Source organism: Castellaniella sp. (assembly GCF_034674885.1).
In the GTDB taxonomy this organism is placed as follows: domain Bacteria; phylum Pseudomonadota; class Gammaproteobacteria; order Burkholderiales; family Burkholderiaceae_B; genus Castellaniella.
Genome location: NZ_JAUCDS010000002.1, coordinates 1 through 26,279, shown reverse-complemented (window position 1 = coordinate 26,279; position 26,279 = coordinate 1). Strand labels below are relative to the sequence as shown.

Annotated in this window: 25 protein-coding genes; 15 read left to right on the top strand and 10 right to left on the bottom strand. The window is 66.2% G+C overall.

All coding sequences use genetic code 11. The features are described from left to right. Positions 1-97: 97 nt before the first annotated feature. From VDP74_RS01620 to VDP74_RS01580, 9 genes are all read left to right on the top strand, one after another. Complete coding sequence (locus VDP74_RS01620) at positions 98-1,249, top strand: FAD-dependent monooxygenase (RefSeq protein WP_322998149.1); 1,152 nt, start codon at positions 98-100, stop codon at positions 1,247-1,249. 28 nt (positions 1,250-1,277) lie between these two features. Further along, on the top strand, positions 1,278-2,291 hold the full coding sequence (gene dusB, locus VDP74_RS01615) for a tRNA dihydrouridine synthase DusB (RefSeq protein ID WP_322997869.1): 1,014 nt from the start codon (positions 1,278-1,280) through the stop codon (positions 2,289-2,291). Between the two features lie 40 nt (positions 2,292-2,331). Beyond that, positions 2,332-2,571, top strand: a complete 240-nt coding sequence (locus VDP74_RS01610) for a helix-turn-helix domain-containing protein (protein ID WP_298014028.1) — start codon at positions 2,332-2,334, stop codon at positions 2,569-2,571. A gap of 27 nt (positions 2,572-2,598) precedes the next feature. Beyond that, positions 2,599-4,191, top strand: coding sequence for a bifunctional phosphoribosylaminoimidazolecarboxamide formyltransferase/IMP cyclohydrolase (purH, locus tag VDP74_RS01605; RefSeq protein WP_322997868.1), 1,593 nt, complete (start codon positions 2,599-2,601; stop codon positions 4,189-4,191). Next, positions 4,191-4,739: a crossover junction endodeoxyribonuclease RuvC gene (ruvC, locus tag VDP74_RS01600; protein WP_322997867.1), complete on the top strand. Its 549-nt coding sequence runs from the start codon at positions 4,191-4,193 to the stop codon at positions 4,737-4,739. Before purH ends, ruvC begins: the two co-directional genes overlap by 1 nt. A gap of 47 nt (positions 4,740-4,786) precedes the next feature. Further along, positions 4,787-5,371: a Holliday junction branch migration protein RuvA gene (ruvA, locus tag VDP74_RS01595; RefSeq protein WP_322997866.1), complete on the top strand. Its 585-nt coding sequence runs from the start codon at positions 4,787-4,789 to the stop codon at positions 5,369-5,371. 20 nt (positions 5,372-5,391) lie between these two features. Then, on the top strand, positions 5,392-7,308 hold the full coding sequence (gene recQ, locus VDP74_RS01590; protein ID WP_322997865.1) for a DNA helicase RecQ: 1,917 nt from the start codon (positions 5,392-5,394) through the stop codon (positions 7,306-7,308). 184 nt (positions 7,309-7,492) lie between these two features. Beyond that, a complete protein-coding gene (locus VDP74_RS01585; RefSeq protein WP_322997864.1) occupies positions 7,493-9,790 on the top strand; it encodes an autotransporter outer membrane beta-barrel domain-containing protein in 2,298 nt (765 codons plus the stop codon). A 28-nt stretch (positions 9,791-9,818) separates the two neighbouring features. Next, positions 9,819-10,718, top strand: a complete 900-nt coding sequence (locus VDP74_RS01580; RefSeq protein ID WP_322997863.1) for a hypothetical protein — start codon at positions 9,819-9,821, stop codon at positions 10,716-10,718. Between the two features lie 40 nt (positions 10,719-10,758). Here VDP74_RS01580 and VDP74_RS01575 read toward each other — a convergent pair whose 3' ends face one another. From VDP74_RS01575 to VDP74_RS01560, 4 genes are read right to left on the bottom strand one after another with little or no spacing between them, the layout of a single operon-like run. Then, a complete protein-coding gene (locus VDP74_RS01575) occupies positions 10,759-11,211 on the bottom strand; it encodes a hypothetical protein (RefSeq protein WP_322997862.1) in 453 nt (150 codons plus the stop codon). A 13-nt stretch (positions 11,212-11,224) separates the two neighbouring features. Further along, a complete protein-coding gene (locus VDP74_RS01570; protein WP_322997861.1) occupies positions 11,225-11,392 on the bottom strand; it encodes a hypothetical protein in 168 nt (55 codons plus the stop codon). Further along, complete coding sequence (locus tag VDP74_RS01565) at positions 11,389-12,411, bottom strand: cbb3-type cytochrome c oxidase subunit II (RefSeq protein WP_322997860.1); 1,023 nt, start codon at positions 12,409-12,411, stop codon at positions 11,389-11,391. The genes VDP74_RS01570 and VDP74_RS01565 overlap by 4 nt, the downstream gene beginning before the upstream one ends. A gap of 3 nt (positions 12,412-12,414) precedes the next feature. Then, the gene (locus VDP74_RS01560; RefSeq protein WP_322997859.1) at positions 12,415-13,830 is read right to left on the bottom strand and encodes a cbb3-type cytochrome c oxidase subunit I; all 1,416 of its coding nucleotides are present in this window, start codon (positions 13,828-13,830) and stop codon (positions 12,415-12,417) included. 211 nt (positions 13,831-14,041) lie between these two features. Here VDP74_RS01560 and VDP74_RS01555 point away from each other — a divergent pair, with 211 nt between their 5' ends. Next, a complete protein-coding gene (locus tag VDP74_RS01555; RefSeq protein WP_322997858.1) occupies positions 14,042-14,734 on the top strand; it encodes a hypothetical protein in 693 nt (230 codons plus the stop codon). Continuing rightward, positions 14,710-15,483, top strand: coding sequence for an ABC transporter ATP-binding protein (locus tag VDP74_RS01550; RefSeq protein WP_322997857.1), 774 nt, complete (start codon positions 14,710-14,712; stop codon positions 15,481-15,483). The genes VDP74_RS01555 and VDP74_RS01550 overlap by 25 nt, the downstream gene beginning before the upstream one ends. A 10-nt stretch (positions 15,484-15,493) precedes the next feature. Here the strand turns inward: VDP74_RS01550 and ruvB are convergent, their stop codons facing one another. The 4 genes from ruvB to VDP74_RS01530 all read right to left on the bottom strand — a co-directional run bounded on the left by ruvB (position 15,494) and on the right by VDP74_RS01530 (position 20,819). After that, on the bottom strand, positions 15,494-16,567 hold the full coding sequence (gene ruvB / locus VDP74_RS01545) for a Holliday junction branch migration DNA helicase RuvB (protein ID WP_322997856.1): 1,074 nt from the start codon (positions 16,565-16,567) through the stop codon (positions 15,494-15,496). Between the two features lie 104 nt (positions 16,568-16,671). After that, the gene (locus VDP74_RS01540) at positions 16,672-18,420 is read right to left on the bottom strand and encodes a ClcB-like voltage-gated chloride channel protein (RefSeq protein WP_322997855.1); all 1,749 of its coding nucleotides are present in this window, start codon (positions 18,418-18,420) and stop codon (positions 16,672-16,674) included. A 3-nt stretch (positions 18,421-18,423) separates the two neighbouring features. Continuing rightward, on the bottom strand, positions 18,424-19,473 hold the full coding sequence (locus tag VDP74_RS01535; RefSeq protein ID WP_322997854.1) for a cytochrome d ubiquinol oxidase subunit II: 1,050 nt from the start codon (positions 19,471-19,473) through the stop codon (positions 18,424-18,426). Continuing rightward, on the bottom strand, positions 19,470-20,819 hold the full coding sequence (locus tag VDP74_RS01530; protein ID WP_322997853.1) for a cytochrome ubiquinol oxidase subunit I: 1,350 nt from the start codon (positions 20,817-20,819) through the stop codon (positions 19,470-19,472). The genes VDP74_RS01535 and VDP74_RS01530 overlap by 4 nt, the downstream gene beginning before the upstream one ends. 32 nt (positions 20,820-20,851) lie before the next feature. Between VDP74_RS01530 and VDP74_RS01525 the strand changes: the two genes are divergently transcribed. The 4 genes from VDP74_RS01525 to minE all read left to right on the top strand — a co-directional run bounded on the left by VDP74_RS01525 (position 20,852) and on the right by minE (position 24,557). Further along, on the top strand, positions 20,852-22,603 hold the full coding sequence (locus VDP74_RS01525; protein ID WP_322997852.1) for a glutamine--tRNA ligase/YqeY domain fusion protein: 1,752 nt from the start codon (positions 20,852-20,854) through the stop codon (positions 22,601-22,603). A gap of 8 nt (positions 22,604-22,611) precedes the next feature. Continuing rightward, positions 22,612-23,370, top strand: a complete 759-nt coding sequence (gene minC / locus VDP74_RS01520; protein WP_322997851.1) for a septum site-determining protein MinC — start codon at positions 22,612-22,614, stop codon at positions 23,368-23,370. 105 nt (positions 23,371-23,475) lie between these two features. Beyond that, complete coding sequence (gene minD, locus VDP74_RS01515; protein WP_322997850.1) at positions 23,476-24,291, top strand: septum site-determining protein MinD; 816 nt, start codon at positions 23,476-23,478, stop codon at positions 24,289-24,291. Positions 24,292-24,293: 2 nt separating this feature from the next. After that, complete coding sequence (minE, locus tag VDP74_RS01510) at positions 24,294-24,557, top strand: cell division topological specificity factor MinE (RefSeq protein ID WP_322997849.1); 264 nt, start codon at positions 24,294-24,296, stop codon at positions 24,555-24,557. 267 nt (positions 24,558-24,824) lie between these two features. On the opposite strand, the gene VDP74_RS01505 is transcribed toward minE, so the two are convergent. Both VDP74_RS01505 and VDP74_RS01500 read right to left on the bottom strand, forming a co-directional pair. Beyond that, positions 24,825-25,709, bottom strand: coding sequence for an AEC family transporter (locus VDP74_RS01505; RefSeq protein WP_322997848.1), 885 nt, complete (start codon positions 25,707-25,709; stop codon positions 24,825-24,827). Positions 25,710-25,781: 72 nt separating this feature from the next. Beyond that, positions 25,782-26,279: acyl-CoA dehydrogenase C-terminal domain-containing protein (locus VDP74_RS01500; protein WP_322997847.1), on the bottom strand; the 498-nt coding region annotated here is incomplete at its 5' end.

Sequence of the window (26,279 nt, the reverse complement as noted above, 5' to 3'; positions counted from 1 at the left end):
ATTCTGGAATACACCCACACGCCGCGCGGCATGGGTTTTTCAGGCTCGGGGCGGCCCTGAGCCTAAAATGAGCGTTTCCCCATCACCTGCTCCGCCCATGTCCGACCCGACCTACGACATCATGATTCTAGGCTCCGGCCCGGTCGGCTGCGTACTGGCCCTGGACCTGGCCCGCAGCGCACCGCGCCCGGACCGCATCGCCCTGATGGGCCCCGATCCGGCCCCGCACGCGCCCGACCAGGCCATCGATCCCCGCGCACTGGCCTTGAACCACGGCAGCCGCCAGCTGTTGCAGCACCTGGAAGCCTGGCCAAATCACGCTGCCGACATCCTGACCGTGCACGTGTCCCAGGCGGGGCACCTGGGCCGCACCCTGATCGATCAGGCAGAACTGGGCGTGCCCCGCCTGGGCTGTGTCGTTGCCTACGACGCGCTGCTGGAATCCCTGCATGCGGCGGTCGGGCGCAGCGGCGTGCAGCGGATCACCGAACGGCCTGCCCGGCCACGCGCCGGCCAGCCGGTCACCCTGCAGCTGGCCGACGGCCCCGTCACCAGCCGCCTGGCGCTGATGTCCGACGGCGCCCGCCCCCAGGGCCTGCACCGAGAATACGATCAGACTGCCGTGCTGGCCACGGTTCGCGCCGCCCAGCCCATCGCCGGACGGGCCTTTGAACGATTTACCCGCACCGGTCCGCTGGCCCTGCTGCCTCATCCCGCCGGCCGGGATCTGTACAGCCTGGTCTGGTGCGTCCGGCCCGCACAGTCGCGCGCCCTGGCCGATCTGACGCCGGATGCCTTCAACCAGGCCCTGCAGACCGCCTTCGGCGAGCGGCTGGGCGCCCTGGAGCGAACAGGCGGCGTCCATACCTTTCCACTGTCCCTGCATGCGGGCCCCAGCCTGCAGGGCACGGGCATCGTCGCCGTGGGCAACGCAGCCCAGACGCTGCACCCGGTGGCCGGCCAGGGGCTGAACCTGGGGCTGCGCGATGCCGCCCAGCTGGCGCACGCCCTGCTGCCCTGGCTGGCCGATCCCGAACAGCCGCTGCAGCCACTGCTGGAACAGCACGCCCGCCGACGCCGCCTGGATCGGGGGCTGACGCTGGGCATCACCGACCTGCTGCCGCGCGTCTTCGCCACACCCAACCCGGTGCTGCGCCATCTGGCCGGCCTGGGCCTGATCGCGCTGGACGTGCTGCCGGCCCTGCGCAAACCCCTGGCCCGCCATCTGTTGCAGGGCCAGCGCCTGTAGCCGGATGCCTGCTTCTACAATACCGGCCATGCGTATCGGAACCTGGACCCTGCCCCACCCTGTCTGCGCGGCCCCCATGGCGGGGGTCACGGACCGTCCCTACCGGCGCCTGTGCAAGGCGCTGGGAGCAGCCTATGCCGTGTCGGAAATGGCGGCCAGCAACCCGCGCCTGTGGGATAGCGTGAAGACCTCGCGCCGCCTGAACCACGAAGGCGAACCCGATCCCATCGCCATCCAGATCGCCGGGGCCGACCCCGACATGCTGGCCGAGGCCGCCGTGTTCAACATCCGCAAGGGCGCGCGCATCATCGACATCAACATGGGCTGTCCGGTGAAAAAGGTCTGCAACGTCGCCTCGGGCTCAGCCCTGCTGCGCGACGAGGCCCTGGTGGCCCGCATCCTGCAAAGCGTGGTGGACGCCTGCACCCCCCTGGGCGTCCCGGTCACCCTGAAAACCCGCACAGGCTGGGACCGCGACAGCCGCAATGCCGTGCGCATCGCCCGCCTGGCCGAAGACTGCGGCATCGCAGCGCTGACCCTGCACGGCCGCACGCGCTGCGACCTGTACACCGGCCACGCCGAATACGACACCATCCGTGAAGTCCGGCAGGCCATCCGCATCCCCCTGATCGCCAACGGCGACATCGACAGTCCTGAAAAAGCCCGCGCCGTTCTGGACTACACTGGGGCCGATGCGATCATGGTCGGACGCGCTGCCCAAGGCCGCCCCTGGATCTTCCGCGAAATCGCCCACTACCTGGCGCACGGCACCCACCTGCCGCCGCCCACGTACGGTGAACTGCGCGAACATCTGCTCAGCCACCTCGAAGACCATTACAGCTTTTACGGTGAAACCACCGGTGTGCGAACGGCTCGCAAGCACATCGGCTGGTACCTGACGGATCTGCCGGGGGCTGATGCCCTGCTGCCTGCCATCATGACGCTCGACAGCACGGCGCAGCAGTCCCTGGCGCTGCGACGCTGGCTGGACGAGCAGCCTGCCGGCGCGCCCGCCATCCCGGCTCCGGCCCTATTGCACTGACACTTTTCACCCAAGACCTTTTCCTGACTCCTGTTATCCCATGCCTACCACGACGCCCCTGGAACAAGCCGTTCGCGACCAGCTTGATCGCTATTTCGAAGATCTCGGGGATTCCGCGCCCAACGACATGCTGGCCATGGTGAACCTGTGCGTTGAACGCGCCGTGCTGCAGGTGGCGCTGGAGCGCACCGAAGGCAACCAGACACGCGCCGCCGACATGCTGGGCATCACCCGCGGCACTCTGCGCAAGAAACTCCAGGTCCACCAGCTGACCGCCTGATTTCCTTTTCGTCCTTTCCCCGCTGCCATGACCATACAGACTGCTTTGATCTCCGTGTCCGATAAATCGGGCGTCGTCGAATTCGCCCAGGCGCTGTCCCAGCGCGGCGTCGCCCTGCTGTCGACCGGCGGCACCGCCCGCCTGCTGCGCGACGCCGGCCTGACCGTGACGGAAGTCGCCACCCACACGGGGTCCCCCGAAATCCTGGATGGCCGCGTCAAGACCCTGCACCCGCGCATCCACGGCGGCCTGCTGGCCCGGCGCGACGACCCGCAGCACATGCAGACCCTGAAGGACCAGAACATCCCGACCATCGACCTGCTGGTGGTCAATCTGTACCCCTTCCAGCAGACGATCAGCAAACCCGACTGCATCCTGGCCGACGCGATCGAGAACATCGACATCGGCGGCCCGGCCATGCTGCGTTCCGCTGCGAAGAATCACGGTTCGGAACAAGGTGGCGTCACGGTGGTCATCGACCCGGCCGACTATCCCCGTGTGCTGGCCGACATGGACGGCCCGGCACACCAGCCGTCCTACGGCCTGCGGCTGGAACTCGCCGCCAAGGTCTACGCCCACACGGCCGCCTATGACGGCGCCATCGCGGGGTACCTCAGCAGCCTGGCCGACCGCGAACCCGCCCCCGCGCAGGTGCCAGCGCGCGAAGCCTGGCCGCGCGTGCTGACCGTGCAGATGGAACGCCAGCAGGCCCTGCGCTACGGCGAGAACCCGCACCAGGGCGCGGCCTTCTACCACGACAAGCCCATCGGCGAAGGCCTGCTGGCCGGCTACCGCCAGATCCAGGGCAAGGAACTGTCCTACAACAACATCGCCGACGCCGATGCCGCCTGGGAATGCGTGCGCAGCTTCCAGACCGGCGCCTGCGTCATCGTCAAGCACGCCAACCCCTGCGGCGTGGCGCTGGGCGCCGACGCGCTGACGGCCTACCAGCAGGCTTTCAAGACCGATCCGACCTCGGCCTTCGGCGGCATCATCGCCTTCAACACGGCAGTGGACGAAGCGACCGCCCACGCCGTCAGCGAACAGTTCCTGGAAGTCCTGATCGCCCCGGTCTATACCGGCGCGGCGCTGGCCGTACTGGCGACGAAAAAGAACGTGCGGGTGCTGGAAGTCCCGCCGGGCGCCGCCCGCAACCCCTACGACGTCAAACGCGTAGGCGGCGGCTGGCTGGTGCAGGACCCGGACGGCCACCCCGCCGGTGAATCCGACGTCAAGGTCGTCACCCGGCTGGCGCCCACTGCCGACCAGATGCGCGACCTGCTGTTCGCCTGGAACGTGGCCCAATACGTGAAGTCCAACGCCATCGTCTTCTGCGGCCAGGGCATGACCCTGGGCGTGGGCGCGGGCCAGATGAGCCGCATCGATTCGGCCCGCATCGCGTCGATCAAGGCGGAAAAGGCCGGTCTGTCGCTGCAGGGCGCAGCCGTGGCTTCGGATGCCTTCTTTCCGTTCCGCGATGGCCTGGACGTGGTGGCCGATGCGGGCGCGACCTGCGTGATCCAGCCGGGCGGCAGCATCCGCGACGACGAGGTCATCGCGGCCGCCGACGAACGCGGCATCGCCATGGTTCTCACCGGCACCCGCCACTTCCGCCACTGATGCGCATCCTGGGGGTCGATCCGGGCTTGCGCCGCACGGGCTTCGGTGTCATCGAAGTCCACGGCTCCAGCCTGCGCTACGTGGCCAGCGGCACCATCGTCGTGCCGTCCGCCTTGCCCCTGCATGCCCGCCTGAAGGTCATCCTGGACAATCTGCGGGAAGTCGCCCGGGATGCCCATGCCGACCAGGCCGCGCTGGAAAAGGTATTCCTGAACGCCAACCCGGCCTCGACCCTGCTGCTGGGCCAGGCCCGAGGCGCAGCCCTGTGCGCGCTGGCCGACAGCGGCCTGGCCGTGCAGGAATACACGGCGCTGCAGATCAAGAAGGCCGTCGTCGGCACTGGCCGCGCCAGCAAGGAACAGATCCAGGTCATGGTGCGCCACTTGCTGGCGCTGGACGGAGAACCGGCACCGGATGCCGCCGATGCCCTGGCCTGCGCCATCTGCCACGCACACTGCGCGCCGCTGGCGGGCCGATTGCAGGCCCTGGCGCCCGACACCTTATCGTCTCGCAGCCGGCGCCTGCGCACCGGCCGTCTGGTATCCTGAACGCCGGCCACGCCCGTCCCGCACCACCCGCTTTCCAGGAATCCAACATGATTGGCCGCATCACCGGCACCCTGATCGAACTGAGTCCCCCGACCGTCTGCATTCAGACCGGCGGCCTGGGTTACGAACTCGACGTGCCCATGAGCACGCTCTACAAGCTGCCCGCCGTGGGCCAGACCGTCAGCCTGCACACGCATCTGGCGATCCGCGAAGACGCGCACGTCCTGTATGGCTTTGCGACCGCCACCGAACGCAGCGCCTTCAGGGCGCTGATCAAGGTCACGGGCATCGGCGCGCGCACTGCCCTGGCCGTGCTGTCGGGCCTCAGCGTCGAAGACCTGGCCGATGCCGTGGATCGCCAGGAATCCGGCAGGCTCGTCAAAGTCCCCGGCATCGGCAAAAAGACGGCCGAGCGCCTGCTGCTGGAACTGCGCGACAAGCTCACTCCTCTGGCAGGCGCGCCCCGCGCAGACGGCGCCCCGGCGAGCGCCAGCGACAGCGACGTCCTGAATGCCCTGCAGGCCCTGGGCTATTCCAACGCCGAGGCGCGGCGCGCCATCGGCACGCTACCGGATGGCCTGAACGTCTCCGAGAGCATCCGCCAGGCCCTGAAAGCGTTGTCCCGGGGATGAGTCCGGATATTCATACCAACATGCCGATGCACGACGAGGACGGGTTGCGTTTCTGGGACGAGGACGGCGAACCGGTGCAGACCCTGGCCCCGGACGATGTCCCCGCCCCCACCCGCTATGGATCGGCTCTGGAGGCGCTGCGCGAGGTCTTCGGCTACGAGGCCTTCCGGGGTGAACAGCAGGCCATCATCGAGCGCATCATCGCAGGGGGCGACGCCCTGGTGCTGATGCCCACCGGCGGCGGAAAATCGCTGTGCTACCAGATTCCAGCCCTGGTGCGACCCGGCGTCGGCGTAGTGATTTCACCGCTGATCGCCCTGATGCAGGACCAGGTCGACGCCCTGCAGGAACTGGGGGTGCGCGCCGCCTTCCTGAATTCCACCCAGACACCGGGCCAGGCCCGCGAGGTCGAACGCGCCTTCCTGCGCGGTGAACTCGACTTGCTGTATGTCGCCCCGGAACGGCTGCTGGCCCCGCGCTGCCTGGACCTCCTGGACCGGGGCCGCATCGCGCTGTTCGCCATCGACGAAGCCCACTGCGTCTCGCAATGGGGGCACGACTTCCGTCCCGAATACCAGGGCCTGAGCCTGCTGGCCGAGCGCTGGCCCGGCATCCCCAGGGTGGCGCTGACGGCCACCGCCACGGCGGCCACCCGCAGCGACATCGTGGCCTGCCTGTCGCTGGACGAAGCCCCGCAGTTCATCGCCAGCTTCGACCGGCCCAACATCCGCTACAGCATCGTCGAAAAACAGGAAGTCCGCCGTCAACTGCTGGATTTCATCCGCGCGGAACACGCAGGGGAATGCGGCATCGTCTATGCCCTGTCGCGCACCCGCGTAGAACAGACGGCGGAATTCCTGACACGCAACGGCATCGCGGCCCTGCCCTACCATGCGGGACTGGATGCGCGCACCCGCGCCGATCACCAGGCCCGTTTCCTGCGCGAAGACGGCATCGTCATGGTCGCCACCATCGCCTTCGGCATGGGGGTGAACAAACCCGACGTGCGTTTCGTGGCCCACATCGACCTGCCCAAATCCATCGAGGGTTACTACCAGGAAACCGGCCGTGCAGGCCGCGATGGCCTGCCGGCCGATGCCTGGCTGGCCTATGGCCTGCAGGACGTGGTGCAGCAGCGCCGCATGATCGACGATTCGGACGGCGATTCCCTGCACCAGCGGCGCCAGGTCCGACAACTGGACGCCATGCTGGCCCTGTGCGAAACCGTCACCTGCCGGCGCCAGGACCTGCTGGCCTATTTCGGCCAGACCATCAAGCCCTGCGGCAACTGCGACACCTGCCTGGAACCGCCCGCCGCCTGGGACGGCACGGTGGCCGTGCAGAAGCTGCTGTCGGCCGTCTACCGACTGATGCGCGAACGCGGCCAGCGCTTCGGCGGCGGCCACCTGATCGACATCCTGCGCGGCCAGATGACCGACCGGGTGAAACAGCACGGGCACGACACGCTCAGCGTCTTCGGCGTGGGCGCGGACCTGACGGCGGACGCCTGGCGCGGCATCCTGCGCCAGGCCCTGGCCCTGGGCCTGCTGACGGTGGACCTGGAAGGCTACGGCACCCTGGCCCTGACCGAAGCCAGCCGTGCCGTGCTGAAGGGCGAACGCACCCTGATGCTGCGCCCGGTGGCCGTCAAGCGGGCCAAGGCCGGCCGCCAACGCACCACCACGGCGGCACAGCTCGACACCCTGCCGCCCGAGGCTCTGGCGCGCTTCGAACACCTGCGGGCCTGGCGCGCGCGCACTGCGCGCGAACACAATGTGCCCGCCTACGTAATTTTTCACGACGCTACGCTACGCGAAATCGCCCTGCGCAACCCCGACAGCCTGGACGCCCTGGCCGGCGTCAGCGGCGTGGGCGCCCGCAAGCTGGAAACCTACGGCACCGACGTAGTGGCCTGCGTGCAGGAAATCTGCGACTGATTCCCAAGAGACTGGCCGTTCGATGCTCCCGAGCTGCCCAGCGCTGCCTCCGAACCCCCTGGGAAAACCCGCAATTCAAGCAAATTTCCTTCATTCGAAGGATGCGCGGCTTTCCGCTCTTGTCTAGCCTGCAGGCTGGAAGGCGGAACATCCATCCCGCCAACAACAAAAATCGGGGGCATCCATGACATCCATCCGCTTGCGGCCTTGCGCCGCCGCACTAGCCTGCCTGGCCACATCCGCCAGTCCCGCATGGGCGGCCAACAGCGGGGGCAGCACGGGCACCGCGTGCGGTACCACCACCTATATCGGCGCATGCGCCACGCAGGGTGACGCCACCGGTGGCCGGATCACCCTCGATACAGATCCGGGGGCTATCACCGAAGGCGGTAACGCGATCAACGGCACGGCCTACGGCAATATCGTCACAGTGGGCGGCAGCAATACCTTTCCCCAGATAATCTTCGGAGGCCATGGTTATCAGGCCCATTCCAACACCATCACGATCGGCGACAACAGCAATCTGACGGCAAGCAAGCTCTATGGCGGCTACAGCATCGGCGGCAGCGCCAGCGGCAACGCCATTGCCATCCAGGGCAACGCACATGTCGGCAGCACTCTCTACGGCGGCTACAGCAAAGTCAAAGGCGACGCATCGGGCAATCAGCTCACCTTCAGCGGCAACAGCGACACAACACTCTCCAACCCTGGCGGCTTTGGCGGCTACAGTCAGGATGGCAATGCCAACGGCAATACCATCCTAGTCACGGATCAGGCAAGAACCCTTGGATTTCTGACGGGCGGCATGGCAAACACAAACGGCAATGCCAACGGCAATATCATTCTGATCACAGGTCACGCAAGCATCGCTAGCTCTCTGACGGGGGGCAATGTGGTGATGAGCGGCAATGCCATCGGCAATCACATCATCCTCAGCGGCAACATCGTGTTTTCGGCCCCCACCATCACAGCCGGTTCTACGCAGGACGGCAACGCCATGAACAATACGGTCTCCATCCTGGACAAGGCATGGATTGCCTCCGGCAAGATCTATGCCGGCCAGTCCCAACACGGCACCGTCCAAGGCAACCGCATCATCCTGGCCGGCACGCCCAACCTCAGCAATGCAGAACTGTTCGGCGGCTATAGCATCGTCGGCGCCCCCATCGTCATCCGCGACAACACCCTGGAAGTCCGCTCCGCAGGATTGACCGCCAAGAGCGTGGCCGCCTTCGACACCTACCAATTCCTGCTGCCCAAAGGCGTGTCGGCCACCACGACCATGCTGACGATCGGCGGCGGCGCCGCCACGGACCTCGGCAGCGCCGGCACATTGATCGACGTCGCAAACGATGCGGGCATCCTGGCGACGGGCACCCAGGCGACTCTGTTGAGCAATGCAGCAGGCCTGAGCTCCAGCACCTATTCCGCCACCCCTACCCAGGTCATCGGCCATCAGGGTTTCGCCCTGGACTATCAGTTCGACGTGGTGAACGACGGCACGGCCCTGATCGCCACCGTGCAGGGCGCGAACGCCAGCGCAGCCAGCAAGGCCCCCGTCGAGAGCCGCGCAAGCACGCTTGCCCTGGCCAACCAGGGCGCCGATCTGGCCGCAGGACTGGGCATGAGCCGCGCCCGCAGCGCCGCCGCATCGGGCGACTGGGCCGCCTTCGGCGCGATCGCAGGCGGGCATTCGCGCTATGAATCGGGTTCGCACGTCACAGTCGATGGCGTGTCGCTGATGGCCGGGGTCGCCCGGCGCTTCGCCCCCGGTACCGGTGAACTGACGGTCGGCCCCTTCATCGAGGCCGGCTACGGCAGCCACGACAGCGACAACGACTTCTCCGGCCAGTCCGTGCGCGGCAGCGGCAACAGCCATTACGTCGGCGCCGGCGTGCTGGCGCACTACGATTTCGACCGCGCCACTCCCGACCTGGGGGCCTACGCCGAGGCATCCCTGCGCGCCGGCCGGCTGGACAGCGACTGGCGCAGCAACGACCTGGCGGGTGCCAACGGCCAATCGGCGTCCTATGACGGCAACGCCACCTACATCGGCGCGCACCTGGGCGCAGGCTGGCGCCTGCCTCTGGGCGAGCGATCCAGCGCCGACCTCTACGCCCAGTATTTCTGGACCCGCCTGGGCAGCGACAGCGCCGACGTGGCGGGCGCCCCCTATGACTTCAAGGCCACCGATTCCAGCCGCACCCGCCTGGGCGCGCGGTTCATCCACGCCTATAGCGACCAGACCCGCGTCTGGGCCGGCGCTGCCTGGGAACACGAATTCGATAGCGTCGCCCGCGCCACCGTCTACGGCTTCGACACCCCCAGCCCCAGCCTCAAGGGCGACACCGGCGTCTTCGAGCTGGGCGTGACCCTGACTCCCACCAGCCGCAAGGCCCTGAGCATCGATATCGGCCTGCAGGCCTACATCGGCCAGCGCCAGGGCGTCGGCGGCGGGGCAGCGCTGAAGTACGCGTTTTGAGAATACAGCGTCCAGACAGGCCCCATTGATGCCACGCCCGGATCCTCACCCGTTCGTCTCCGCGCCGGCCAGCCTGCTGGCGGCCGCGTGGCTCGCCCTGCTGCCCGGCCCGGCCCTGGCGACCTTGATGCAAGTGGACACGCCCCAAGGCAGGTTCACATGCGAATCCAGCGCGGACACGGACTACCGCCAGGTGCTGAAACTGGGCGACAAGATCCTGTACCGACAGCCCCGTGGCCCCGACGCCCCCCAGGAAACCGACCTGCTGAAGGACGGCATCATCGACCGCGACCTGGGCTGCCCGTCGGTGGTGGGCCACAACGGCGGCCACATCGTCCTGCGTCGCGCCCTGCAGCCCCCCCAATACCAAGTGGACGGATACCTGCTCGTCGACTTCACGCAGGACGATCCGGCCTTGATCGACCTGGGCACCGGCCACCGACCCGCCAGGAACGAAGACGTCCCCGCAGACCAAGGACTGCGCATCACCGACGGCGGCCTGGTGCTGCGCTACTACGGCGATCTGCCCGACATGCTGATCCAGGGCGACCCACCGGTCGACCCGGCGCCTGCCGCGCGCGCCGTCCTGTACAGCTTTTCATCAGGCGCGCTGCAGGACCTGAACACCTGCCTGCCCTTGAAAGAAGTTCCCCTGTTTGGCGATCTGGGTTTTCTGGCTGACGCGCCGGATCCGGCACGCTACCTGCCTGCAGGCGTCAGGATCGGCGTGCCCAGGGCCGATGTCGTGGCGACGCTGCGGCGCTACGGCACGCTCTACGATCCCGACGACACCGACGGCGGTTCGACGCAGACGTCGCCGCAACTGACCATTCCCCTGTGCGGCGACGCCAACAGTGCCGTCATGCCGCTGTTCCTGTTTGAATCGGACCGCCTGAAGACCGTCCGGTTCGAGGGGCTTGAAGGCTGAGCCCGAACTTGGACGGCGAGACAGCCTGCATGACGGCCAATCAGTGGTGCTGCCAGAGTGTGCCCTGCACGTAGGTCGGCGCCTGCGAATAAGGCGCGGGCGGTTCCCAGTCCACGGCCACATACCAGACGGACCAGGCGACAATCACCAGAGACAGCACCCAGAGCCAGACGGGAATGGGGGATGGCGACTCGGCCCGGTGCGGTTCGAACGGCTCTTCAGCCCCAAAGGCGTTGACCGTGAAATTCACACTGCCGTGCACGATGGCATCCGCCCGAATCCCGGTCAGCGTGATGCCCGGCCCGTTGCGCACCTGGAACGGAACTTCGCGCACGCCCACCTGGCCATCGTGGCCACGCGCCTCGATACGCAGGCGGTGCCGGCCATCGGGCAAGGCCCGCGTGTCGAGGTTCACTGCCACCGGCGGTGCATACTCCACGAGTGGCTCGAGTTGCTCGTCGAGATAGATGCGGATACGCGATTCGTCTCCCATGCCCCTGGCTCCTTTACCGATCATCCCGCAAGATCCCATATTTGGGATGATGCGCTTCCTGTTCGCCCGGATGAATCAGCATCCGCAGCGCTACGACGAAACAAGCGATGGTTCCCAGGCCGAACACCACCAGAATCACCAGATTGCCCACCCAATGGTCAGTCCAGGCTTCCATCATCATGGCTGTTCTCCCTTGGCCCGGATCGCCGCCACCTGTTTGGCCGTCACGGTAGGCGCGTGATTGCCCCACGACGTTCGTTCATGGCCGATGATGTCGGCAACCTGGGCATCACTCAGTTGTCCCGCAAAGGACGGCATCTGCGCGGCGTAGGTCGTGCCGTCAATGGTCTTGCCGTGCAGGCCGTGCAGCACCACACGGACGTGTTCGCTGGGGTCCTTGTCGTTCACCACGGGATTGCCGGCCAGCGGCGGAAAGACACCCGGAACCCCCGCGCCCTGGGCGCCATGACAGGCCGCGCAGGTCGACGCAAAGAGCCGGGCCCCGTCCGCCGCATCAAACGCAAGGGCCGCTCCCGCCGAGGTCGCGCCGCCGCCCGCAGGAGCCGCACCACCGCCCGCAGACGCCGAGGTCGCCGACGGCGCGGCGGCCGGCGCCGCCATCGGCGAGCCCCCGGATTCTCCCTTGGGCAACGCAGGCTGCTTCAGCGACAGCAGATAGGCCACGAGGGCCTTGGCATCGGCGCTTGGCACCACCACGCCGTGCGCGGGGGCATAGGCCTTGGGGACAGGCACCGCCTGCTCTCCTGCAGGAGCTTGGTCCCGAACCTCGAACAATGCCCTGAACGAGGGCATGACCGACTGCGGCACCACCGCGCGCGGATCGTACAGGTGGATGTACTGCCAGATGGCGCTGGACTGGCGCTGGCCCACATTGGTCAGGTCGGGTCCGGTTCGTTCCGACCCCAGCAGTTCCGGCGTCTGGTAGGCAAAGTCCCCAGGTGCGGACGGACGCCCGAAGATCTGATCCACCGGCAAAGGCCGGACCTGCTGGGTATGGCAGTAAGCACACCCTTCACTGACATAGACATCCCGACCATGCTGCTGCAGCAGGGTCAATTGATCCACCCCGGCGCCAGGCGGCACCGCCGCCAGCTCGAAACCGGGCAAGACCGCCATCATGGCAGACCAGACGGCATACATCAGGGCGGAACCCCCGGCAATCGCCAACAACTTGACCATGATTCACGCTCCCGTCCCGACCACCGCAGGCATCGGCACCGCTCTCGGCGCATGACGATAGGTCATGTCCCATACGTTCCAGGCGAATACCAGGTGGCTCAGGAACATCAGCAGGCCGCCCACGGACCGCCACAACCAATACGGCGCCATGTCCACCACCGACTGGATGAAGGGCTTGCCGGTCACCCAGTCAAAACCCTGAATCGTGCCGCCGATGGACAGCGCCATCACATAGACCACGATGCCCACCGTGGCCAGCCAGAAATGGATGCCCAACAGCAGATTGTTGGGCTTGTGGCCCGTCGCGCGCGGCAACAGCTCATAGATGCCGCCCCAGATCGCGAAGGTCACGAAACCGTACATGGTCAGGTGCGAGTGTCCCACCGCATAATTGGTGAAGTGCCAGATGGCCTGCATGGAGCGGAAGGCCTCGAACGTGCCCTGAGTGGAGCCGATCAGGTAGCCCAGCACACCCACCAGGATGAACATGGCCGGCGCCCGATACAGGCGCTCTGGTCGCCCGCGCATGGTCAGCAGGTAATTGGCGCTGCCCCCCCAGACAGGGACGAACATGGCCACGCTTGCAATGATGGCCGTCGTCTGCAGCCACCAGGGCAGCGGACTGAACAGGAAATGATGCGCTCCCAGCAACGGATAGAACGCCAGGTTGGTCCAGAACGCGAAAATGCCCAGCGAATATGAATAGATGGGCCGGTTCATGGCCTTGGGCAGCGCGTAGTAGAAAATCCCCAGGCACAGCGGCGTGAACCACATGCCCACGGCATTGTGCATGTAGTAGCCCTGCACGGCGACCTGCCCGAGGCCGCGCTGGTACCAGGGCGCGAGCGTGACGAGCACGATGATGATCGTCCACAAGGTCCCGCCGATGGTGTACCAGTTGGACAGGTAGATGTCCTTGCCGGTCCGGCGGGCCACCGTGCCGATCAGGTTCCACGCGGTCAGCACCAGCGCCGCCCCCAGGATCACACGGATCCACCACAGCCATTCGCGGTATTCCTGGGCGCCATTGTTGAAGCCCAAGTCCAGCGCCACCGTGCCGGCCAGCGCTGCGACGTTCAGCAGGATCAGGGCGATCCAGGCAAGACGCGCGCTGTACAACCGCGCCCCGGAGCTTTTTGCCGCGATGTAGAGCGCCAGCCCGATCATCGCCGGGCTGGCCCAGGCGTAGAAGGTGTCATTGGTATGAATCGGCCTCAAGCGCCCGAACGTCAGCGGCAGGGCTGTACCGGCCAATTCCGGATAGACCAGCTTGAAGGCCAGGAGCACGCCAACCGCCGTTGCAAACACCAGCCAGATCGTCGCGCAGACGGTGTAGACGCTGAAGATGCGCGTCAGTTCGGCATCCGGCCCGACAGGTGCCGCCGCACGCGACGCCACAGCGAGGTTTTCTTCAATCACGGTCTACCTCCACCAGGAAATCACTTTCATGGTACGCCGCTGAAATCCCCCAAAGCGCCAATTCATGCAAAACCGATAGTGTTTAAAGGAAAATGTCAAGTATTTTTCAGATATGTGTAAGAGGTGGCTTATACACTGAAAAGTATCTGCCTTCCGCGACAGCTCCGTCGCGGTGGTGGGGATTTTCGAGAGCGAAGTGGGACTCGCCCTGATGCCCTGGGCTTCCCGCCTGAAGACTCCACTGCTGGTGACTGCCACGGCCTCACCCGAAATCCCAGGCCGCACGCACGCACAGCCGGACCGCTTCAAGTACACGTTCTCGTTCTGGTTCAACTCCGAGATCCAGGCTCGGCAGATCTGCCAGATCGGCCACGACACGCTGACCCAGAACCCGCAACTGGCGGGCTTCAACCGCGCCGCTATCCTGAGCGAGGATGCCGACTGGACCACTGATTTCACCCCGATCTACAGCAAGATCAAGAACGACAAGGCCAACGTCATCATGGCGGGGGTCGCCCACGTGAGCGTGCCGCCCGTCGTGCAATGGCATCAGCAGCAAGTACCCGCGCTCTTCGACGGCATCAATGCGTCGGCAAGCTCGTCTGACTTCTGGTCAGCCACCAATGGGGCCAAAGCGCTGGAAGGCACCCACATCGAAGGCGTGATGGGCCAGATCCGCTTCTACGGCCTCGACAGCCCGTTCGCCCACGAACTGGTGGCCGACCCCGATCCGGCCAAGGGCGCATCGGTCGTGGCCTTTCAGTGGCAGAACGGCAAGCAGATGATCATCTGGCCATCACGGCTGGCAACCGGAAAGATCGAAGTCCCGAGCTTCGTCCCCCCCCCAAGTCCTGATGGCAGGCTGCCACGCTCTGGGCCATGGATCTTCTCATCCAAATCCTGATCAGCGGCTTCATCATCGGTGCGATCTACGCACTGGGGGCCGCCGGCGAGATCCTGGGCCTGATCGGACCCAATGGCTCGGGGAAGTCCACGACACTCCTGCTCAACATGGGCATCACGCACCCGGACAGTGGCATGATCCGGCTGTGCGGGCTCGACCTCTCGGGGCTGCCGACCCATGCCATCACCAAGGCAGGCATGACCATGGTCTTCCAGCACTCGCGTCCACTGCGGCGCCAGACGGTACTGGAGAACATCCAACTGGCGCTGCTGCCCGACTCGCTCCTGCAGTGGCGCATCCCGCCGCAACTCGACCAGAGGGCCCACGAGGTGGCGCACCAAGTGGGCCTGAGCCAGGCCCTGCACCAGCATCCGGACTCCCTGCCCTTTGCCGACCTGCGCAGGCTCGAGATCGCCAAGGCCCTGGCCTCCAGTCCGCGCGTGCTGCTACTGGACGAGCCATTTGCCGGGCTCGCTCCGCGCGAAACCGGTGAATTCTCGGAACTGTTCCTGGCCATGCGCGACGCGGGATGCGCCATCGTGCTGGTGGATCACAACGTCAAGGCCGTCGCACGGCTGGTGGACCGGATCGCCGTCATGCACGCGGGCAGCAAGATCTTCGAAGGCTCTTCGTCCGAAGCCACAGGCAATCAACGGGTCAAGGAAGTCTACTTCGGAAAATCCCTGGATGCGGCCCAGCCGCCCCGAGGCGCGACCACGCGCACCGCACCGTCGGGGAACCTGCTGTAGGACGGAGCGCCTAGTCCTGAAACAGGTCTGGCCCTGCCCTGTCCCCTGCGGTGGGGGCCTTCAGCCCCAGGTGTTCCCAGCAGCGGCGCGTGGCCATGCGGCCCCGGGGGGTGCGCTGCAGGTAGCCGTGCTGGATCAGGTAGGGTTCGATGACGTCTTCGATGGTGTCGCGTTCCTCGCCGATGGCAGCCGCCAGGCTGTCTACCCCCACGGGGCCGCCGTCGAATTTGTGGATGATGGCTTCCAGCAGTTTGCGGTCCATCAGGTCCAGGCCCTGGGGGTCGACCTCGAGCATGGCCAGGGCCGCCTGCGCGGTGGCGGTGTCGATGCGCCCGTGAGCGCGGACCTCGGCGTAGTCGCGCACGCGGCGCAACAGGCGATTGGCGATGCGCGGCGTGCCCCGCGACCGGCAGGCGATTTCAGCGGCGCCGTCAGGGGTGGCATCCGCCCCCAGCAGGCCGGCGCTGCGCCGCACGATGTGGGTGAGGTCTTCGGCCGAATAGAATTCCAGCCGCGAGACGATGCCGAAGCGGTCGCGCAGCGGATTGGTCAGCATGCCGGCGCGGGTGGTCGCCCCCACCAGGGTGAACGGCTGAAGATCGATTTTCACGCTGCGGGCGGCCGGGCCTTCGCCGATCAGGATGTCGATCTGGAAATCTTCCAGGGCGGGATAGAGGATTTCTTCCACCACGGGCGACAGGCGGTGGATTTCGTCGATGAACAGGACGTCGTTGCGTTCCAGGTTGGTCAGCATCGCAGCCAGGTCGCCGGGACGTTCCAGCACCGGGCCGGAGGTCTGCCGCAGTTGCACGCCCATTTCATGGGCCACGATGTGCGCCAGGGTGGTCTTGCCCAGCCCCGGCGGGCCGAACAGCAGCACGTGGTCCAGCGATTCGCCGCGCTTGCGGGCCGCAGCGATGAAAATATCCAGCTGTTCGCGCACCCGCTGCTGGCCCACGTAATCGCCCAATGATTTGGGCCGCAGGGCGCGTTCGATGGAGTCTTCGGCGTGCGAAGCCACGTCGGGCGCCACCAGCCGGGGTTCGGGGGCGCCGGAAGACAGGGAATCGGGTTGTATCGCCATGAAATGCTATGCCGCAAAAAGCCTGCGTTGAACAGAAGGTCTGCTGTGCAAAACCACAGTATATCGTAAGGGCCGTCACCATCCGCCGGGAAGGACGTGCGGCATCAACGGCGCCGGGGCGTCAGCACGAAGGCGTCTTCGCTGTCCACGGCCCGCTTCAACTGCGAATAGCGTTCCAGAAGATCCGATTTGTAGACCACTCCCAGCAGGCGCGCCGGCCGGTCGCGGCTGACGACGGGCAAGCGCTCGCCCTGGAAGGCGCTGAACCGCGTCTGGGCCTCGTCCAGGCTCAGGTCCGGATACAGGGGCGTGACGAAATCCAGGCGCAGCACCTCGCCGCAGGTCTTGGCCGCCACGTCGATTTCCCCCAGCATCATGCGAGTCAGGTCCTGCTGGGCGATCACGCCCTGCCAGCTGTTTTCCTCGTCCACCACGTACAGATACTTGACCGGATAATCCAGAAACATCTCCTGGGCCTGGCGCACCGGCTGGGTCGTGCGCACCACGGTTTCCGCCGGCCGCAGCAGGCTGTCCAGCCGCGCCTGACGCAGGCGCTGGCGCAGCGCCTGATTGTCCTCGTGGTGCAGCGTGACCTCGTACATGACGGCCTGCGCCAGTCCGCGCGAAACGAAATACGCCACGACGCAGGCCAGCACCAGCGGCAGCACGACCTGGTAGCTGAGCGTCATTTCGAAGATCATCAGGATCGCCATGAAAGGCGCGCTGGTGGCCGCTGCCAGAAAGGCCCCCATGCCCACCAGGGCGAAGACCGCCCCATGCCCGGCCAGCAGCGGCCAGACATCGCCCAGCGCCTGGCCGAACAGCACTCCCAGTGCGCCGCCTACGAACAATGTCGGGGTGAAGACCCCGCCCACGGCCCCCGACCCGGCCGTCAGCGCGGTTGCCAGCACCTTGCACAGCAGCATCAGCAGCACGGTCTGCCAGGCCCAGTCGTCGTGCAGCAAGGACAGCACCACCCGGTTGCCGTTGCCCGCCATGTCGGGCAACTGGGTCAGCAGGGCCCCCAGCAGCAGGCCGCCCAGCGCCAGGCGCCAGGGCAGGCCCAGCCCGGTGCGGGCGAACAGGGTCTTGACCCCATGGATGCACCGCAGGAACTGGGCGGCACCTACACCGGCCAGCACTCCCAGGGCCAGGCAAGGCAGCAGCAACTCGACAGGCGCCGCCTGCAGATCCGGCAACGGATAACGGGGTTCGTAGTGGCCGGTCAGGTGCATGACCAGGCTGGAGACCGCTGCCGCCACCAGCAGCGGGCCGAAATTCTGGAACGACATCGAACCCAGGATGATCTCGCCGACGAAGACGGCTCCCGCCAATGGCGCCCCGTACGCGGCCGACACCCCGGCGGCCGCGCCGCAGGCCGCCAGCAGCCTCAGGTGCGCTGCGTCCACGCGCAGCAAGCGCCCCAGTCCCGAGGACCAGAGGGCCGCCAGATGCACCATGGCGCCTTCGCGGCCGATCGAACCACCCGTAGCCACCGTGCACAGGGACGACAGCGAGCGCAGCAACCCCTGCCCCAGGGACATGCGGCCATCGCCGATCGCCACGGCCTCCATGTAGCTGGAATGCTTGTCGCGCGACACCCGGCGGGCCGCCACCAGCAAGGCGCCTGCGCACAGGCCGCCCACGGCGGGCACCAGCAGGCGCAAGGGCCAGGACAGACTGCCCATGACCTGCGTGATCAGGCCCGGCTGTTCGGCGAACAGTCGCTGGATGGCATGGATGCCGGCATGAAAGGCGATCGTGACGAGCGCCCCGCCCAGGCCGGCCAGCGCGGCCCAGCACAACATGGCCGTCACGCCGTCCGCTTGAATGCGCAGATCAGGTCCCCGCATGATTCAGGCGCGAAAATCCGGCTGACTGGGGGGACGCGAGCGTCCCAACATGCGCCAGTACACCCAGAGATTGAAGATCAGCGCCACGGGGAAGGCAATGACCGTGGCCGACAGGACCAGGCGCAGCGTCGCCGCCGGCGCCGCCGCATCCCATAACGTGACCTCGTCGAGCACCACGTAAGGGAAGAAGCTGTAGGCCAGCCCGCCCAGCAACACCAGCACGATCATCAGCACCAGCGCATACGGCAGCGCAGAGGCCCGGTAGCTGTGCGCGATCATGCGCTGCAGGGTCATTTCCGTCAGTACGAAACACAGCAGCAGCCCCCCCCACACCAGGCTGACAATCCACCAGTGGTCGCCATCGCCCCACTTCAGGAAGACGCCGGCATTGGAAAAATCCAGCACGACCGAAATGCCGACCGCGCCCACGACGCTCCAGCGTAGAGTACGCCGCGCCCAGCCGACCGCCCGTGCCCGCAGTTCTCCCGCCTCGCGCATCATCAGCCAGGCTGCGCCGAGCAGGCTGTAGATGGCCACGGAACAGATGCCCATGAGCACGGCAAAACCGGTGTAGCCCGCCCCGGCCTCGTAGGCGACCACCACCCGGGCCAGCAGATAGCCGTGGGAAAACGCCACCAGCACCGCGCCCGCCCCAAAGCCGAATTGCCACCGCCCCTGCTGCTCTTCCGGTGCCCGCAAACGCCATTCGAAGCAGACCGAACGCAGCAGCGTCCCCAGGCCCAGCAGGGACAGGGGCAGGTACAGGCGTCCCAGGGTCTGCGACCAGGCATAAGGAAACGCCGCAGCCAGCAGGCCGATGCCCAGGAACAGCCAGAACTCATTGGCATCCCGCCAGGGGCCCAGCAAAGACAGCATGCGCGGCCGCAGGGGAGCCGGCGCCACCAGGGACACGCAGCCCACGCCGATGTCGAAGCCATCGAGCAGCACGCCGGCCACCAGCACCGCGAAAAAGATGCCCATCAGGGCCAGGGGCATCCAGAAGGCGGGGTCCTGCGCCCCCAGGCCCACCAAAGCAGCGAGAGAATCGATCATGCACGCCCCCGATGACGGCCCACCGGCACCACGCCGTAACGCAAGGTATGGCCCAGCAGCTGGCGAAACCCCAGAGCCAGACCGCCGTACACCAGAATCTGCAATCCCAGGACCAGCCACAACGTGTCCAGCGCCTGAACGGTACCGATCTCCCGGAGCGTCACCGTACCGTAGACGGCATACGGCAGGCTGCCCACCAACAGGTGGCCCCATCCCGCAACCTGCAACCCCAGCGCCACCCAGGCCATCGTGCGCAGCCCGATCCGGCCGGAGGCGCTGAGGCCGTCAGGTTCGAAGCCCAAACGCCGACCCCGCCACCAGGCGGCCAGCGCCATCACGGCCAGCAAGCCTGCCAACAGGATCGCCAGGCGCGAACTGGCGTAGGTCAGCCATACGGGCGGGCGCATGCCCATCAGATCATTCAAGCCCTGGACCTCGTTCGCCGTGCCGCCCGCAGCGGACGGCGCCTTGGGCAGCCAATCCCGAGGCATGGGCGGACCGGTCAGCACCCAGGCGTTGCGGCTTGCGGACACGTCCAGCCAGGCCAGCAGCGACAGACGTTCGGCCGGGCCGCTGTGCCACTGCGGCATCACGGCGGCTGCCCGGGCCGGCTGGACCGGCAGCAACTGGCGCCCCAGCCAGCCAGCCATGCCGATCTGCAGGATCAACGCCACCAGCAGCAGCCAGGCGCCGCCCGAGTACACCGTGCGATCGCCCTCGTCGCTGGGCCGCGCGCGCGTGCGCTGGGCGGTGATCGACAGCATCAGCGTGGCCGCCAGCATCAGACCGCCGGACACCAGCACCCCGAACAGCGCCGGCGCGACCCCGCCCAGCAGTTCTGGCCAGCTGGTGATCTGATAATGGTTGTCGGTCAGCGTCGTGCCTACCGGCCACTGCAGCCAGGCCAGCAACACCACGATCCACCAGGCCGTCAGGGACGTGCCCAGCGCGACCATGCCCACGACCGCCGTATGCGCCCGATCGGACAGCGAACGCTGACCATACAGCATGGCCCCCAGGAAACAGGATTTGAAGAGGAAGGTGGTCAGGATGGCCATGGCCAGCAGCGGCCCGGCGACTTCGCCGGCGCGGTCCATGAAGCCCGGCCAGAGCGTGCCCAACTGCAGCAGCAGCGGCAGGCTGGCTGCAAAACCGATGATCAGGGCCAGCGCATAGATGCGCGCCCAGAACCGATAGGCCAGCAGCGGAGCGCCTGCGCGACGGGCGCGCAGGCGCAGGACGAACAGCACCCACGCCAGGCCAAGTTCCAGCGCCAGGAAGAACAACATGAAACCCAGCCCAAGATAGAACTGGGTCAGCGACAGAACCCATGCGGTTTGAGTCATAATGTGCGCTAGTTTATTATGCACCGGACAGTATGACCACCGACGCCGCGCCTGTTTCCAATTTTCTGCGCACCATCATCGACAACGACCTGAAATCAGGCCGCTATCAAGACCGGCGCTGGGCGCTTCCGCCCAGCACTGCCAGCAAGCGCCTCGCCGGGGCAGTCGATCCCGCTCGCATCCGCACCCGTTTTCCGCCCGAACCCAATGGCTATCTGCACATCGGCCACGCCAAAAGCATCTGCCTGAATTTCGGGCTGGCGCGCGACTACCAGGGCATCTGCCACCTGCGTTTCGACGACACCAACCCCGAAAAGGAAGAAGACGAATACGTCCAGGCCATCATAGAAATGGTCCGCTGGCTGGGCTTCGACTGGTCGGCCGACGGCACCGAACACTGCTTCTACGCCAGCGACTATTTCGAAACGCTCTATCAGTTCGCCGAGGCCCTGATCCAGGCCGGGCACGCCTACGTCGACCAGCAATCGGCCGACGACATGCGCGCCACCCGAGGCACCCTGACCGAACCCGGCACGGATTCCCCCTGGCGCAACCGCCCGGCGGCCGAATCCCTGGCCCTGCTGCGCGACATGCGCGACGGCAAATATCCGGACGGCGCCATGGCCCTGCGGGCGCGCATCGACATGGCGTCGCCCAACATCAACCTGCGCGATCCGGTGCTCTACCGCATTCGCCACGCCAGCCACCACCGCACTGGCGACACCTGGTGCATCTACCCCATGTATACCTGGGCGCACCCTGTGGAAGACGCCCTGGAAGGCATCACGCACAGCATCTGCACCCTGGAATTCGAAGACCAGCGCCCGTTCTACGACTGGATCCTCGAACGCCTGGCCGAACTGGGCCAGCTGGCGGCGCCGCTGCCACGCCAGTATGAATTCGCCCGGCTGAACCTCAGCTACGTCGTGACCAGCAAACGCAAGCTACGCCAGCTGGTCGTCGAAAATCACGTGCATGGCTGGGACGACCCGCGCCTGCCCACCCTGGCGGGCCTGCGCCGGCGCGGCTACACCCCCGGCGCCATCCGCCTGTTCTGCGACCGCATCGGCGTGTCCAAGGCCGACTCCCGCATCGACTACAGCGTGCTGGAACAGGCCCTGCGCGACGACCTGGACCCGATCGCCGCACGCGCCGTGGCGGTGCTGGACCCGGTGAAGCTCGTCATCACGAACTTCCCCGCCGACCATGCCGAACCCTGCTCCGCCCCCGTGAACCCCCACGAACCGGACGGCGCGCGGCGGGAATTCCCGCTGACCCGCGAACTCTGGATCGAACGCGACGACTTCCGCGAAGACCCCCCGAAGAAATACTTCCGCCTGTTCCCCGGCAACCTGGTGCGCCTGAAATACGGCTATGTAGTGCGCTGCACCGGCTGCGTGAAGAACGATCACGGCGACGTCGTCGAAGTCCATTGCGAATACCTGCCCGACACGCGCAGCGGCACCCCGGGCGCAGATGCCGTCAAGGTCAAGGGCGCCATCACCTGGGTCAGCGCCGCCCATGCCGTCGCGGCCGAGATCCGTCTGTACGACCGGCTGTTCCGCGAGGCTCACCCCGATCGCGGCGACCAGGACTTCCTGCAAGCCATCAATCCCGATTCCTGCCATGTCACGCAGGCCTGGCTGGAACCGGGCACCCGTGCCGAACCCGGCGCCTGCTGGCAGTTCGAGCGCCTGGGTTATTTCGTGGCCGACCGCCACGACTCCACCCCGGACCACCCCGTGATCAACCGCACCGTGACGCTGCGCGACACCTGGGCCTGACACAGACCATGGCTACCCGACCCAACTCGCTGGACTTCAAGAGCGCGACCCTCTACACCCTGCGCGCCGTGCTGCACACGGCCGACACCAGCGCCCTGCTGCAGGCGCTGGACGACCGCATGCGCGAGGCAGGCGCCTTCTACGAAAACGAACCCGTCATCCTGGACGCGATGGGCCTGGATCAGGCCCCGGACTGGAAGGTCCTCACGGCCGCCCTGCGCAAGCACCACCTGCATCCCATCGGAGTGCAGATCGACCCGGCCCTGCAGACATCGGCCCTGAAGGCCGGCCTGGCGCCGCTGGACGTCTCGGCCAGCCGGCCCGCTGTCGGCACCGCCGAGCCACCCGGCACGCAGGACCTGCCACCCGCTGCCCCCGCTGCCGCAGCGGCGCCATCCGCACTGCCGGAAATCCCGCGCACCTCGGAACCCGCCTCCAGCCAGACCCTGGTGATTCGCCACCCCTTGAGATCCGGCCAGCGCATCTACGCCAAGGGCGGCGACCTGATCGTCATGGGCGTGGTCAGCCAGGGGGCCGAAGTCATCGCCGACGGCAACATCCACGTCTACGGCCCCCTGCGCGGCAAGGCCATGGCCGGCGCCCAGGGGCGCTCCGATGCCATGATCCTGACCACCCAGCTGGACCCGGAACTGCTGGCCATCGCCGGCGTCTACCGGGTGGTCGAAACCCGTTTGCCGGAAACACTGCATAATCAGGCTGCTCAGGTCCTGCTCGACGGCGATACGCTGCGGATCCGGGCGCTGTAAAAGAAATCGTCAAATACGGATACGTTCGGCCACTACCCGCCCTATATACTGCCGTGTTTTGCTTTACGATGTCATGAACTTTGAAAACAGGGGAATACCAACACTATGGCGCGCATCGTTGTAGTCACTTCCGGCAAGGGGGGCGTGGGCAAGACCACCACCAGCGCGAGTTTTTCGGCCGGACTGGCCATGCGCGGCCACAAGACCGTCGTCATCGACTTCGACGTCGGCCTGCGCAACCTGGACCTGATCATGGGTTGCGAACGACGGGTCGTGTATGACTTCGTCAACGTCATCCAGGGCGAGGCCACGCTGAATCAAGCCATGATCCGCGACAAGCAGCTGGACAATCTCTACATCCTGCCGGCCTCGCAGACGCGCGACAAGGAAGCCCTGACCCGCGAAGGCGTGGAAAAGGTCCTGAACGACCTGCAGACCATGGACTTCGAGTACATCGTCTGCGATTCGCCCGCCGGGATCGAAACCGGCGCCATCATGGCCTCGTATTTCGCCGACGACGCCCTGGTCGTCACCAATCCCGAAGTCTCTTCCGTCCGCGACTCCGACCGCATCCTGGGGATACTGTCCGCCAAATCGCGCCGCGCCGAAAAAGGCGAGGAACCCATCAAGGAACACCTGCTGCTCACCCGCTACAACGCAAAACGGGTGGCCGACGGCGAAATGCTGTCGCTGGGCGACATCGAGGACATTCTGCGCATCCGCCTGATCGGCGTAATCCCGGAATCCGAAATCGTGCTGCAGGCTTCCAACGAGGGCGTCCCCGCCATCCACAAAGGCGATACCGACGTGGCCCTGGCCTACCAGGATGTGGTCGCCCGCTATCTGGGCGAGGAAAAACCGCTGCGTTTCGTCGACTACGAAAAACCGGGCCTGTTCAAACGGCTTTTCGGGGGTAAATAAGCATGTCGTTTCTGGATTTCCTGCGCGGGGAAAAGAAAAAATCGGCGAGCATCGCCAAAGACCGCCTGCAACTCATCCTGATCAATGAACGCAGCAGCGGCCGCAGCCCGGATTTCCTGCAGCAGATGCAGCAGGAACTGATCGCGGTCATCTCGAAATACGTCAAGATCAACCCGGACGACATCAAGGTCAACCTGGACCGCCAGGATTCCCTGGAAGTCCTGGAAGTCAAGATCGAAATGCCTCAGGCAGAGGCCCGCAACTAAACGCAGGACTTCCCCGTTTCGGGCCGGAGGGGTGCAGCCTGCTGGAAGCGAACTTCGAGCCGGCCAAGGGAAACGGCATCAGCGGGGAGGCAAGCGAGCCACCGTTCAAGCGTGACGCTTGTGGTTCGTCCAGTGGACGAACCACCCCGCGCGTTTGGCGAGCGCCCCGATGATGCCGTTTCCCTTGGGAAGTCCCGGCAAAGCCGGGACCGGGCGAGGTGAGCGCCCAGCAGGCTGCACCCCTCCGGCTCGAAACGTGCGCCCCCTTCAGATCCAGCTCAACGTCGCCCAGACCACTAGCGGGATCACCCCCACGGACAGCAGATTGCCCAGCAGCACCACGCTGGCCACCGTCTTGGGTTCCACGTCGTACTGTTCCGACAACAGATAGTTCAGCACGGCGGGCGGCAGCATCACCGACAAGGCCACCAGACGCGTCCATTCCGGCGTCAGCGGCAGCAGCCACAGCACCAACGGCAGCGTCAACAGCCCCGCCAGCAGATACAGCGCATTGATGCGCAAGGCCAGTCCCAGCTTCTCGATGCGATCCTGAGACAGCCGCACACCCAGGGCGAACAACATCAGGGGAATGGCGATCTGCCCCGTCAGTTCGATGGAGGTCGTCACGAACGCCGGGATCCAGTCCCGGTGCGGCGCCAGGACAACTCCCAGGACGGCCGCCCAGATGTTCGGATTACGCAGCCACAACCAGCGATTGCGGCCGCGCGACAGCAGGAACAGGCCCAGGGAAAATTGCAGCAGGTTCGACAACACGAACAGCACGACGATGTCGCCCAGCAAGCCCTTGCCGTACGCCAGCATCATCAGTGGAATGCCGATATTGCCGGTATTGCGAAACATGCCCGGCACCAGAAAGGCCGTGCGCGATACCCCTCGGCAGCGCACGCAGGCCAGCAGCAGCCCCGGCACGATGATGATCAGCACGCCCGCCGCCACCAGCGGCCATCCCTGAGCCAGATCGACGGGATTGTCCAGCAGGGCCGAGAACACCAGTGCCGGACAGAACACCATCACATTGGCATGGTTGATGAAACCCATGTCGGGCGTGCGGGCCTGCCGGCGGCCGAAGACATAGCCCAGGGCCGCCACGGCAAACACCGGCAGGACGATGTTCAGCAGAGTCAACAGCATGTCGAGGTCGTAGACGGAGCAAAGCGCCCAGTGTACAGCGGCCGCATGCCGAGCCCGCTGCAGCGTCAGCGATCAGTACCCCAGGGCGAAATCCTCGGCCGGCAGATCCAGCAGCACGGCAGGCCCGGCCTTCATGGCTTCCGCATGCGCCAGGGTGCGCGGCAGGATGCGGGTGAAGTAGAAGCGCGCCGTGTGCAGCTTGGCCTGGTAGAAAGCCTTGTCGCCTTCGCCGGATTTCAGCTTCTCGGCCGCGACCCGTGCCATGTCGGCCCAGAAATACGCCAGCGTCACATAGCCGGAATACATCAGGTAGTCGACGGACGCCGCTCCTACTGCTTCGCGGTTGGTCATGGCCGACATGCCGATCTTCATGGTCAGGCCGCCCCATTCCTTGTTCAGTTCGGCCAGCGGTTTCACGAATTCGGAAATGGCCCGATTGCCGCTGTGCGCCTTGCAGAACTTGTGCACGACCTTGGTGAAGGCGCGCAGGGTCTCTCCCTGGGTCATCAGCACCTTGCGGCCCAGCAGGTCCAGCGCCTGCACGCCGGTGGTGCCCTCGTACAGCATGGA

What these genes read in the sequence shown, in the direction of transcription:
- VDP74_RS01620 (WP_322998149.1), top strand. Translation starts at nt 98, where the DNA reads ATGTCCGACCCGACCTACGACATCATGATTCTAGGCTCCGGCCCGGTC.
- dusB (WP_322997869.1), top strand. Translation starts at nt 1,278, where the DNA reads ATGCGTATCGGAACCTGGACCCTGCCCCACCCTGTCTGCGCGGCCCCC.
- VDP74_RS01610 (WP_298014028.1), top strand. Translation starts at nt 2,332, where the DNA reads ATGCCTACCACGACGCCCCTGGAACAAGCCGTTCGCGACCAGCTTGAT.
- purH (WP_322997868.1), top strand. Translation starts at nt 2,599, where the DNA reads ATGACCATACAGACTGCTTTGATCTCCGTGTCCGATAAATCGGGCGTC.
- ruvC (WP_322997867.1), top strand. Translation starts at nt 4,191, where the DNA reads ATGCGCATCCTGGGGGTCGATCCGGGCTTGCGCCGCACGGGCTTCGGT.
- ruvA (WP_322997866.1), top strand. Translation starts at nt 4,787, where the DNA reads ATGATTGGCCGCATCACCGGCACCCTGATCGAACTGAGTCCCCCGACC.
- recQ (WP_322997865.1), top strand. Translation starts at nt 5,392, where the DNA reads ATGCCGATGCACGACGAGGACGGGTTGCGTTTCTGGGACGAGGACGGC.
- VDP74_RS01585 (WP_322997864.1), top strand. Translation starts at nt 7,493, where the DNA reads ATGACATCCATCCGCTTGCGGCCTTGCGCCGCCGCACTAGCCTGCCTG.
- VDP74_RS01580 (WP_322997863.1), top strand. Translation starts at nt 9,819, where the DNA reads ATGCCACGCCCGGATCCTCACCCGTTCGTCTCCGCGCCGGCCAGCCTG.
- VDP74_RS01575 (WP_322997862.1), bottom strand. Translation starts at nt 11,211, where the DNA reads ATGGGAGACGAATCGCGTATCCGCATCTATCTCGACGAGCAACTCGAG.
- VDP74_RS01570 (WP_322997861.1), bottom strand. Translation starts at nt 11,392, where the DNA reads ATGATGATGGAAGCCTGGACTGACCATTGGGTGGGCAATCTGGTGATT.
- VDP74_RS01565 (WP_322997860.1), bottom strand. Translation starts at nt 12,411, where the DNA reads ATGGTCAAGTTGTTGGCGATTGCCGGGGGTTCCGCCCTGATGTATGCC.
- VDP74_RS01555 (WP_322997858.1), top strand. Translation starts at nt 14,042, where the DNA reads ATGCCCTGGGCTTCCCGCCTGAAGACTCCACTGCTGGTGACTGCCACG.
- VDP74_RS01550 (WP_322997857.1), top strand. Translation starts at nt 14,710, where the DNA reads ATGGATCTTCTCATCCAAATCCTGATCAGCGGCTTCATCATCGGTGCG.
- ruvB (WP_322997856.1), bottom strand. Translation starts at nt 16,567, where the DNA reads ATGGCGATACAACCCGATTCCCTGTCTTCCGGCGCCCCCGAACCCCGG.
- VDP74_RS01540 (WP_322997855.1), bottom strand. Translation starts at nt 18,420, where the DNA reads ATGCGGGGACCTGATCTGCGCATTCAAGCGGACGGCGTGACGGCCATG.
- VDP74_RS01535 (WP_322997854.1), bottom strand. Translation starts at nt 19,473, where the DNA reads ATGATCGATTCTCTCGCTGCTTTGGTGGGCCTGGGGGCGCAGGACCCC.
- VDP74_RS01530 (WP_322997853.1), bottom strand. Translation starts at nt 20,819, where the DNA reads ATGACTCAAACCGCATGGGTTCTGTCGCTGACCCAGTTCTATCTTGGG.
- VDP74_RS01525 (WP_322997852.1), top strand. Translation starts at nt 20,852, where the DNA reads ATGACCACCGACGCCGCGCCTGTTTCCAATTTTCTGCGCACCATCATC.
- minC (WP_322997851.1), top strand. Translation starts at nt 22,612, where the DNA reads ATGGCTACCCGACCCAACTCGCTGGACTTCAAGAGCGCGACCCTCTAC.
- minD (WP_322997850.1), top strand. Translation starts at nt 23,476, where the DNA reads ATGGCGCGCATCGTTGTAGTCACTTCCGGCAAGGGGGGCGTGGGCAAG.
- minE (WP_322997849.1), top strand. Translation starts at nt 24,294, where the DNA reads ATGTCGTTTCTGGATTTCCTGCGCGGGGAAAAGAAAAAATCGGCGAGC.
- VDP74_RS01505 (WP_322997848.1), bottom strand. Translation starts at nt 25,709, where the DNA reads ATGCTGTTGACTCTGCTGAACATCGTCCTGCCGGTGTTTGCCGTGGCG.